Below are 10559 nucleotides of genomic sequence, written 5' to 3'. Positions count from 1 at the left end.
CCAGAGGACACCGTTGCAAGCGCGGGACGCACACGCCAATGTTTTTTTCGTAGGGCTCATGGGGGCAGGAAAAACCACTGTGGGTCGGGCGGTTGCGCGCCGTCTCGAGCGCCCGTTCTTCGATTCCGACCATGAAATCGAGGCGCGCACGGGCGCGCGCATTCCCGTGATCTTCGAGCTCGAGGGCGAAGCGGGCTTTCGCGATCGCGAAGCGAACGTGATCTCCGAGCTGACCGGGCGCGACAATATCGTGCTCGCGACCGGCGGCGGTGCAGTCCTGCGGCCGGAAAACCGCGAAGCGTTGAAAAGCCGTGGCCTCGTGATCTATCTGCGCGCCAATCCGCATGACCTGTGGCTGCGCACGCGGCGCGACAAGAATCGCCCGCTGCTGCAAACGGAAGACCCCAAGGCGCGCCTCGAAGCGCTCTATGAAGTGCGCGACCCGCTGTACCGCGAATGCGCGCACTTCGTGATCGAAACCGGCCGGCCCTCGGTCAACGGACTCGTCAACATGGTTCTGATGCAGCTCGAGATGGCCGGCGTCGCCAAACATCCTGCGTCATAATGGACCGTATGATTACCGTCAACGTCGAACTGGGCGAGCGCGCCTACCCCATCCATATCGGTGCCGGCCTGATCGGCCAGACCGCGCTGTTCGCGCCGCATATCGCCGGCAACTCGGTCACGATCGTCACCAATAGCACCGTCGATCCGCTCTACGGCGACAAGCTGCGCGCAGCGCTTGCGCCGCTGAACAAGCAGGTGTCCACGGTGGTTTTGCCGGACGGCGAAGCACACAAGAATCTGCAGACGCTGAACCTGATCTTCGACGCGCTGCTCGGCTCGCGCGCCGACCGCAAGACCACGCTGATCGCGCTCGGTGGCGGTGTGATCGGCGACATGACCGGGTTTGCCGCCGCCTGCTACATGCGCGGCGTGCCTTTCATCCAGGTGCCGACCACGTTGCTGTCGCAGGTGGATTCGTCGGTCGGCGGCAAGACCGGCATCAATCATCCGCTGGGCAAGAATATGATCGGCGCGTTCTACCAGCCTCGGGCGGTGATCGCTGACATCGGCGCATTGCGTACGTTGCCCGAACGCGAACTCGCGGCGGGCATCGCCGAGGTCATCAAGACCGGCGCAATCGCCGACGCCGGATTCTTCAGCTGGATCGAGGCCAATATCGAGGCTTTGAACCGCTGCGAACCGGAGGCGTTGACCGAGGCAGTCAAACGCTCGTGCGAGATCAAGGCGTCGGTGGTGGCGCAGGACGAGCGCGAAGGTGGTCTGCGCGCGATCCTCAACTTCGGTCACACGTTCGGCCACGCGATCGAAGCCGGACTCGGCTATGGCGAGTGGCTGCACGGCGAGGCGGTCGGCTGCGGAATGGTGATGGCGGCGGATCTGTCGGTGAGGCTCGGCCATCTCGATGAAGCGTCGCGCAAGCGGCTCGTCGACGTCGTGCTTGCCGCGCATCTGCCCACGCGTGCTCCCGCGCTCGGCGCGGATCGTTACGTCGAGCTGATGCAGATCGACAAGAAGGCGGAAGCCGGCGCGATCAAGTTCATTCTGCTGAAGCGTTTCGGTGAGACACTGATCACCCGCGCGCCCGACGCCGACGTGCATGCGACGCTGGCCGCCGCCGTCTAGATTCAACGCGGCCCTGCAGCCACGCTTCACGCACCCGCGTCACGAGGCGCCGCCCATGTTTCGGAGGACCCGGTGACTGACAGGCGCAGCGACGATATCCAGCATGACACGACGAGCGCGCGCGCAGGCGCCGGGAACGGCGTCATCGCCGCCACGGTCAGCACCGCGGATGCCGCTGCCGCGGTTGCCACACCCGCCGTCCCCGCGCCGACCCAGCAGGCGCTCGAAGCGCATCTCGCGCCGTACGCGGCGCATTCGAGCCAGTCGCGTGGGCGTCGCTATGCGGAAACCGCGCCGAGCGCGCGTACCGAGTTTCAGCGCGACCGCGACCGCATCGTCCACTCGACCGCATTCCGGCGGCTCGAATACAAGACTCAGGTATTCGTCAACCACGAGGGCGACCTGTTTCGCACGCGCCTCACCCATAGCCTCGAAGTTGCGCAGATCGCGCGCTCGGTTGCGCGCAATCTGCGCGTCAATGAAGATCTCGTCGAAGCGATTTCGCTGGCGCACGATCTCGGCCATACGCCGTTCGGCCATGCCGGCCAGGATGCGTTGAACGAATGCATGCGCGAGCATGGCGGCTTCGAGCACAACCTGCAGAGCCTCACGGTCGTCGACGAACTTGAAGAGCACTACGGAGCGTTCAATGGGTTGAACCTGTGCTTCGAGACGCGCGAGGGCATTCTCAAGCACTGCTCACGCGACAACGCGCGCCGGCTCGGGACATTGGGCGAGCGCTTTCTCGAAGGGCGGCAACCGTCGCTCGAAGCGCAGATCGCCAACCTCGCCGACGAAATCGCGTACAACAATCACGACGTCGACGACGGGCTGCGCTCCGGTCTGCTGTCGCTCGAGCAGCTCGCCGAAGTGGAACTCTGGCAGACGCACTGCGAGGCGGCGCGCGGCGACTATCCGCAGATCGAGGGGCGTCGGCTGATTCACGAGACGGTGCGGCGCGTGATCAATACGCTGATCGTCGATCTGATCGAAACGACGCGGGCCAATCTCGCGCGCTACGCGCCGGCGTCACTCGACGACGTGCGCGCGGCGCCCCCGCTCGTCGCGCACAGTGATGCGATCGCCGCGCAGGCCGCGGCGCTCAAGCGCTTCCTGTTCAGAAACATGTACCGTCACTATCGCGTGATGCGCATGGCCAACAAGGCACGCCGCGTCGTGGTCGGCCTGTTCGACGCGTTCACCGACGACCCGCGGCTGCTGCCGCCGGACTATCAGTCGGCCGATGCGACGCGTCAGCCGCGTTTGATCGCGCATTACATCGCGGGGATGACCGATCGTTACGCGCTGAAGGAGTATCGGCGGCTGTTCGTGATCGACGATAACTAGCCGCTGGCGGCTGGACGCGGCAAGGGGCGTAACGTTCAGCGTTGCCGCATCGGAGCGGCCGTCGCGCCCCCTTGCCAGCACCGTCAAACCGCGCAAGCCAGCGTCATCGCGAACGGGACGCGAACAGCGCCCCCGCCACCAGCGCAAGCCCGCCGACGATCGCAATCGTCTGCCACGGATTTTCACGCACGTAGTGATCGGCGTCCGAGATCGCCACGCCCGCACGATCGCGCATCGCGTCGCGCGTGTCGTTCAGCCGCTCGCGCGCGGCGTCCAACTGTTTGCGCAGCCTGCCGCGCAAGGCCACGGCGTCGGCCTGCGTGCCGTCGGCCAAGGTCGATTCGAGTTCCGACAGCAGGGTGCGCAACTCGACCGCGATATCTTCGGCCGCGTGGCGGCTGTGGCGAGCGATGCGCCGCGCGCGGCGACTCGCGCTGGTCCAGGATTCGCCGAGGGCGTCTCGCGTATTTGGAAGTGCTGTCATGGTCGCTCCGTCGATGAGTTGAAAGGCCCCGCGCATCGTCGCGCGGACACGCAATGCGCAGACGCAGTATCACGTCGTCGCATAGGAAACGCCATCTAAACGCAACTTCGATGCCAAGCGCTGCATTGCCGGCACCGCTGCACGCGTGCGGCTCGCGACAGGATGGGGCGTGCCCGTATCGTCGCCGGATTTTGCACATGGACGCGCCGAATTCGCGTCAAATTTACAAACGCTGATGCCGGATGACGCTGCCATCCCGATGCAACAGAGACGCCAAATGCAAACGCCGTGATCGGTTCGATGACGGCGTTCCCCAGGTCGCGAAAATTCGACTACCCTAATTCAAGCTACCCGCTCTAGCGAAGCGTTAGAAACGGTAACCGACGTTGACGTAAGTGACGATCGGGTTCAGCTTGATCTTGGTTTGCGATTGCACGGTCAGCGTGCCGACCGGCGTGGCCGATGCCGAAGTGAGCTTTGCGGTCGTGCTGAGCGGCAGGTACGAGATCGACACGCCGGCGAACCAATGCTGATTGAAGGCGTACGTGAAGCCCGCATTAAACACAGGTTCCCACGAACTATCCGTCGACACACTGGTCGGACCATGCAGAACGTTGGCTTCGAATGCGCTGTTGGAAATGTGTTCGTCGGTGAACCAGATGCGGCTCACACCGAGACCGAGATACGGGCGGAACGAAGCAGTCGGCGCGTTGAAGTAGTACTTGAACAGCAGCGTCGGGCTCCACTGTTTGGCCTGCCCGAGCTTGCCGAACTGCGCGAAGCTGCCCGTGCCGAACAGATCGAAAGTAGGGGGGACGCCAATGACGAATTCGGTTGCGATATGGTCGGTGACGAAGTAGCCGGCGGTGAAACCGATGGTATCGGCCGAACTCAGCGAGGCGCCGGTGTTGGCTTCGGTGATGTTGGTTGGGCTACCGCCAATGCTGGTCACGGTCAGTGGGTCGCTGCTCGATTGGGGCGCAAGATGGAACCAGCCCGTCGAGAAGTAAATGGTGCCGGCCGATTGTGCGTGCGCTGCCGTGCTCATGCAGGCTAGCACTGCCATCCCCGTTACGGCCTGTTTTAATTTCATATGTGCTCCTCCAAAAAAGGCCCGCTCATTATGACTACAACGTTTGAAACAAACCATACGCGGCGGTTAGAGTTTTCTCCCTAAGCTCCGCGTGGTTTCTGGCTTGGCCGCATGGCGCCGAACCTTGCGCCCATGCGGCTCTTCGGACCTTCGGGTATATACCAACGCGACTATTGGACACTCCAGCATGGCACGGCTTGCACGTCTTTATGTCCCCGACCAGCCGCAGCACGTCATCCTGCGCGGGCTCGACCAGCAGCCCGCCTTCGTCGACGACCAGGACTACGAGCTTTTCATCGACTGTCTGAAGGCGGCCTCCCGGGACCATCACCTTTCGATCCACGCTTACGCCTTGATGCCGGGCGCCGTGCAACTGCTCGTCACGCCCACCGAGGAGTCGAGCCTGCCCAAGGCGATGCAGGCCGTCGGGCGGCGCTATGTCGCGCACTTCAACCGGCGCTATGCGCGTCGCGGCACCTTGTGGGAAGGCCGTTACCGGGCCACCGTGATCGAGGGTGAGCGCTACTTCCTGCTTGCGAGCCGGGTCGTGGAAATGTGTCCGGTGCGCTTGCAACTGGTCAACGCGGCCGAGGATTATCGCTGGTCGAGCTACCGTCATCACATCGGCCTCACCCTCGACAGTCTGATCACGGATCACCCCCTTTACTGGTCGCTCGGCAATACGCCGTTCGAGCGACAGCGTGCTTATCGCGAACTGTGCGAGCAGCCGCTCGACGAGCGCGAGGCAAGCCAGCTCCAGCAAGCCACGTTGAAGGGCTGGGTGCTCGGCAGCGACACGTACCGCGAATGGGCGGCGCGCGCCGCCAACCGACGTGTGTCACCCCTACCGCGTGGCCGGCCACGCAAGGTGCGCGAGACGCCGCATACGCAGTGAGGCGGCGGCAGGGCGATACCCCGGCGGCGCCGATAGAGCCGCTTTAAATCCGATTAAAGTGTTTTGCATCAAGGGACTGCATGAAGACGGCACGTCGGATGCCGTTTTCTTTTGCCTCAAGTTGATGTGGCACCAATAAAAGAGAACCGCACTGCACCAATTTGATAATCGGGGGCTGATCATTAGGTTTTATTTGCTATTTCCTTGATTCGTCGCGTATATTCCGATTTCCGACGCTTTTCGTCCCGCGCAGTCTTGCTGCGAGAAGAGCGCCGTCGTGGTCGCGAAGCGCACTGCGGCAAAAGCACAATGGTTTAACGGCCTGTCCGGCCTCCTCACAGACGGTGTCCCCATGAACGATCACCAGCAACCGATTCACCCGGTTCCCGCCGCCCAAGGTCTGTACGACCCGCAAAACGAGCATGATGCCTGCGGCGTCGGCTTCGTCGCCCATATCAAGGGCCACAAGAGTCACGAAATCATCCAGCAGGGCCTGAAGATTCTCGAGAACCTCGATCACCGGGGCGCCGTCGGCGCCGATCCGCTGATGGGCGACGGCGCGGGCATCCTGATCCAGATTCCGGACGGCTTCTATCGCGAAGAGATGGCCCGGCAGGGCGTGACGCTGCCGCCGGCTGGCGAATACGGCGTCGGCATGATTTTCCTGCCGAAGGAGCACGCGTCGCGCATCGCCTGCGAACAGGAGCTCGAGCGCACGGTGAAGGCCGAGGGTCAGGTCGTGCTCGGCTGGCGCGACGTGCCGGTCGACCACGCCATGCCGATCTCGCCGACCGTGAAGGCGAGCGAGCCGCTGATCCGCCAGATCTTTATCGGCCGCGGCAAGGACATCATGGTGACCGACGCGCTCGAGCGGAAGCTGTACATCATCCGCAAGACCGCGAGCCATCGCATCCAGGCGCTGAAGCTCAAGCACGGCAAGGAATACTTCGTGCCGTCGATGTCGGCGCGCACGGTCGTCTACAAGGGTCTGCTGCTGGCGGGCCAGGTCGGCGTGTACTACCGCGACCTGCAGGACGACCGCACCATCTCGGCGCTCGCACTCGTGCACCAGCGCTTCTCGACCAACACGTTCCCGGCGTGGGAACTGGCTCACCCGTACCGCATGATCGCCCACAACGGCGAAATCAACACGGTGAAGGGCAACGTCAACTGGCTGAACGCGCGTACCGGCGCGATCGCCTCGCACGTACTCGGCGACGATCTGCCGAAGCTGTGGCCGCTGATCTATCCGGGCCAATCGGATACGGCATCGTTCGACAACTGTCTCGAACTGCTGGTGATGGCCGGCTACCCGCTCGTCCACGCGATGATGATGATGATTCCGGAAGCCTGGGAACAGCACACGCTGATGGACGAAAATCGCCGCGCGTTCTACGAATACCACGCCGCCATGATGGAGCCGTGGGACGGCCCCGCCGCCATCGCGTTCACCGACGGCCGCCAGATCGGCGCGACGCTCGACCGTAACGGTCTGCGCCCGGCGCGCTACATCGTCACCGACGACGACCTCGTCATCATGGCGTCGGAAGCCGGCACGTTGCCTATTTCCGAGTCGAAAATCGTCAAGAAGTGGCGTCTGCAGCCGGGCAAGATGTTCCTGATCGACATGGAGCACGGCCGCATCATCGACGACAAGGAACTGAAGGACAACCTCGCGAACGCCAAGCCGTACAAGAGCTGGATCGACGCCGTGCGCATCAAGCTCGACGAGATCGAGGCGAAGGCCGAAGACGTCGTGACGGAACGCCGCGAAGCTGCTGCGCTGCTGGATCGCCAGCAGGCGTTCGGCTACACCCAGGAAGACCTGAAGTTCCTGATGGCGCCGATGGCGCAAGCGGGCGAGGAAGCCGTCGGCTCGATGGGCAACGACTCGCCGCTCGCGGTCATGTCCAACAAGAACAAGACGCTCTATCACTACTTCAAGCAGCTGTTCGCGCAGGTCACGAACCCGCCGATCGACCCGATCCGTGAAAACATGGTGATGTCGCTCGTGTCGTTCATCGGCCCGAAGCCGAACCTCCTCGACACGAACAATATCAACCCGCCGATGCGTCTCGAAGTGTCGCAGCCGGTGCTCGACTTCAAGGACATCGCGAAGATCCGCGCGATCGATCAGTACACGGGCGGCAAGTTCAGCTCGTACGAACTGAACATCTGCTATCCGGTCGCCTGGGGCAAGGAAGGCATCGAGGCACGCCTTGCGTCGCTGTGCGCGGAAGCCGTCGATGCGGTCAAGTCCGGCTACAACATGCTGATCGTGTCGGACCGCAAGACCGACCGCGACAACGTCGCGATTCCGGCGCTGCTCGCTACGGCCGCGATCCACACGCACCTCGTGCAGCAGGGTCTGCGCACGAGCACGGGTCTCGTCGTCGAAACCGGTTCGGCGCGTGAAACGCACCACTTCGCGCTGCTCGCGGGCTATGGCGCGGAAGCCGTGCACCCGTACCTCGCGATGGAAACGCTGAGCCAGCTCGCGGCCGGCCTGAAGGGCGACCTGTCGGCGGAGAAGGCGGTCTACAACTTCACGAAGGCAGTCGGCAAGGGTCTGCAGAAGGTCATGTCGAAGATGGGTATTTCGACCTACATGTCGTACACCGGCGCGCAGATTTTCGAGGCGGTCGGTCTTGCCGCGGATCTGGTGTCGAAGTACTTCCACGGCACGTCGTCGAAAGTCGGCGGCATTGGTCTGTTCGACGTCGCGGAAGAAGCGATCCGACTGCATCGCGAAGCATTCGGCGACAACCCGGTCCTCGCGAACATGCTCGACGCGGGCGGCGAGTACGCATACCGCGTGCGCGGCGAAGAACACATGTGGACGCCGGATGCGATCGCCAAGCTGCAGCACTCGGCGCGCAGCAACTCGTACCAGACGTACAAGGAATACGCGCATCTGATCAACGATCAGACCAAGCGCCACATGACCTTCCGCGGCCTGTTCGAGTTCAAGTTCGATCCGACCAAGGCGATCCCGCTCGACGAAGTCGAACCGGCGAAGGAAATCGTCAAGCGTTTCGCGACCGGCGCAATGTCGATGGGCTCGATCAGCACCGAAGCGCACGCCACGCTCGCCGTCGCGATGAACCGCATCGGCGGCAAGTCGAACACCGGTGAAGGCGGTGAAGACGCGAACCGTTACCGCAACGAACTGCGCGGCATTCCGATCAAGAACGGCGACACGATGAAGTCCGTGATCGGCGACGAAGTGGTCGTCGACATTCCGTTGAAGGAAGGCGATTCGCTGCGCTCGCGCATCAAGCAGGTCGCGTCGGGCCGCTTCGGCGTGACGGCGGAGTACCTCGCGTCGGCCGACCAGATCCAGATCAAGATGGCGCAGGGCGCGAAGCCGGGCGAAGGCGGTCAGCTGCCGGGTCACAAGGTGTCGGACTACATCGGCAAGCTGCGGTACTCGGTGCCGGGCGTCGGCCTGATTTCGCCGCCGCCGCACCACGACATCTACTCGATCGAAGATCTGGCGCAGCTGATTCACGATCTGAAGAACGTGAACGCGTCGTCGAGCATCTCGGTGAAGCTCGTGTCGGAGTCGGGCGTCGGTACGGTTGCCGCGGGTGTCGCGAAGGCGAAGGCCGACCACGTCGTGATCGCCGGTCATGACGGCGGCACGGGGGCATCGCCGCTGTCGTCGATCAAGCATGCGGGCACGCCGTGGGAACTGGGTCTCGCCGAAACGCAGCAGACGCTGGTGCTGAACCGGCTGCGCGGCCGTATCCGCGTGCAGGCCGACGGTCAGATGAAGACCGGCCGCGACGTCGTGATCGGCGCGCTGCTCGGCGCTGACGAGTTCGGTTTCGCGACGGCGCCGCTCGTCGTCGAAGGCTGCATCATGATGCGCAAGTGCCATCTGAACACGTGCCCGGTCGGCGTCGCGACGCAAGATCCGGTGCTGCGCGCGAAGTTCCAGGGCCAGCCGGAACACGTCGTGAACTTCTTCTTCTTCATTGCGGAAGAGGCGCGCGAAATCATGGCGCAACTCGGTATCCGCAAGTTCGACGACCTGATCGGTCGCGCGGAACTGCTCGACACGAAGAAGGGTATCGAGCACTGGAAGGCGAAAGGCCTCGACTTCTCGCGTGTGTTCTACCAGCCGCAAGTGCCTGCGGAAGTCGCGCGCAAGCACGTCGACGTGCAGGATCACGGCCTCGACCGCGCGCTCGACCACACGCTGATCGAGAAGGCGAAGGCCGCGATCGAGAAAGGCGAGCACGTGTCGTTCATCCAGCCGGTGCGCAACGTGAACCGCACGGTCGGCGCGATGCTGTCGGGCACGATCGCGAAGAAGTACGGCCACGAAGGACTCGCGGACGACGCGATCCACATCCAGTTGAAGGGCACCGCGGGTCAGAGCTTCGGCGCGTTCCTCGCGAAGGGCATCACGCTGGATCTGGTCGGCGACGGCAACGACTACGTGGGCAAGGGCCTGTCGGGCGGCCGCATCATCATCCGTCCGACCAACGATTTCCGCGGCAAGTCGGAAGAGAACATCATCTGCGGCAACACGGTGATGTACGGCGCGATCGAAGGCGAAGCCTTCTTCCGCGGCGTGGCCGGCGAGCGATTCTGCGTGCGTAACTCGGGCGCGACGGCGGTCGTCGAAGGCACGGGCGACCACGGTTGCGAATACATGACGGGCGGCACGGTCGTCGTGCTCGGCGAGACGGGCCGTAACTTCGCGGCCGGCATGTCGGGCGGCATCGCGTACGTGTTCGATCCGGACGGCATGTTCGCGAGCAAGTGCAACAAGTCGATGGTCGCGCTCGAACCGGTGCTGCAACAGGCCGAACAGGAGCGCACGGTCGATCAGGGCGTGTGGCATCGCGGCACGACCGACGAAGCGCTGCTCAAGGGGCTCATCGAGCGTCACTTCCAGTTCACGGGCTCTCCGCGCGCGAAGGCGCTGCTCGAAAACTGGGACGCGGCACGCCGTCAGTTCGTGAAGGTGTTCCCGACCGAATACAAGCGCGCGCTCGGCGAACTCGCCGCGAAGAAGGCGAACAGCGAAGTGCTCGCCGCCTGAGCTGCCTTCACGGAAGTCAACGATTTAGACGTAC

7 protein-coding genes are annotated in these 10559 nt (G+C 63.6%); 5 read left to right on the top strand and 2 right to left on the bottom strand.

Annotated features, from left to right (window positions below; all coding sequences use genetic code 11):
• The first annotated feature begins 13 nt into the window (after window positions 1-13).
• The 3 genes from HDG32_RS21875 (at window position 14) to HDG32_RS21865 (ending at window position 2997) form a co-directional block, all read left to right on the top strand.
• The gene (locus HDG32_RS21875; protein WP_184070656.1) at window positions 14-565 is read left to right on the top strand and encodes a shikimate kinase; all 552 of its coding nucleotides are present in this window, start codon (window positions 14-16) and stop codon (window positions 563-565) included.
• Window positions 565-1650, top strand: coding sequence for a 3-dehydroquinate synthase (aroB, locus tag HDG32_RS21870; protein ID WP_184070654.1), 1086 nt, complete (start codon window positions 565-567; stop codon window positions 1648-1650). Before HDG32_RS21875 ends, aroB begins: the two co-directional genes overlap by 1 nt.
• Window positions 1651-1794: 144 nt before the next feature.
• Complete coding sequence (locus HDG32_RS21865) at window positions 1795-2997, top strand: deoxyguanosinetriphosphate triphosphohydrolase (protein ID WP_311540332.1); 1203 nt, start codon at window positions 1795-1797, stop codon at window positions 2995-2997.
• A 103-nt stretch (window positions 2998-3100) separates the two neighbouring features.
• Here the strand turns inward: HDG32_RS21865 and HDG32_RS21860 are convergent, their stop codons facing one another.
• A complete protein-coding gene (locus tag HDG32_RS21860; protein ID WP_184070650.1) occupies window positions 3101-3481 on the bottom strand; it encodes a YqjD family protein in 381 nt (126 codons plus the stop codon).
• Between the two features lie 367 nt (window positions 3482-3848).
• The gene (locus HDG32_RS21855) at window positions 3849-4574 is read right to left on the bottom strand and encodes an OmpW family protein (protein ID WP_184070648.1); all 726 of its coding nucleotides are present in this window, start codon (window positions 4572-4574) and stop codon (window positions 3849-3851) included.
• 187 nt (window positions 4575-4761) lie between these two features.
• Here HDG32_RS21855 and HDG32_RS21850 point away from each other — a divergent pair, with 187 nt between their 5' ends.
• Window positions 4762-5469 (top strand): transposase, encoded by a 708-nt coding sequence (locus HDG32_RS21850; RefSeq protein ID WP_013090727.1) that lies wholly within the window; start codon window positions 4762-4764, stop codon window positions 5467-5469.
• Window positions 5470-5821: 352 nt separating this feature from the next.
• The gene (locus HDG32_RS21845) at window positions 5822-10525 is read left to right on the top strand and encodes a glutamate synthase-related protein (protein WP_184070646.1); all 4704 of its coding nucleotides are present in this window, start codon (window positions 5822-5824) and stop codon (window positions 10523-10525) included.
• The last annotated feature ends 34 nt before the right edge of the window (window positions 10526-10559 follow it).

It is taken from the genome of Paraburkholderia sp. CI2 (assembly GCF_014201055.1).
GTDB lineage: Bacteria > Pseudomonadota > Gammaproteobacteria > Burkholderiales > Burkholderiaceae > Paraburkholderia > Paraburkholderia tuberum.
The sequence above is the reverse complement of the archived record's forward strand: the minus strand, read 5'-3'. Positions and strand labels throughout refer to the sequence as shown.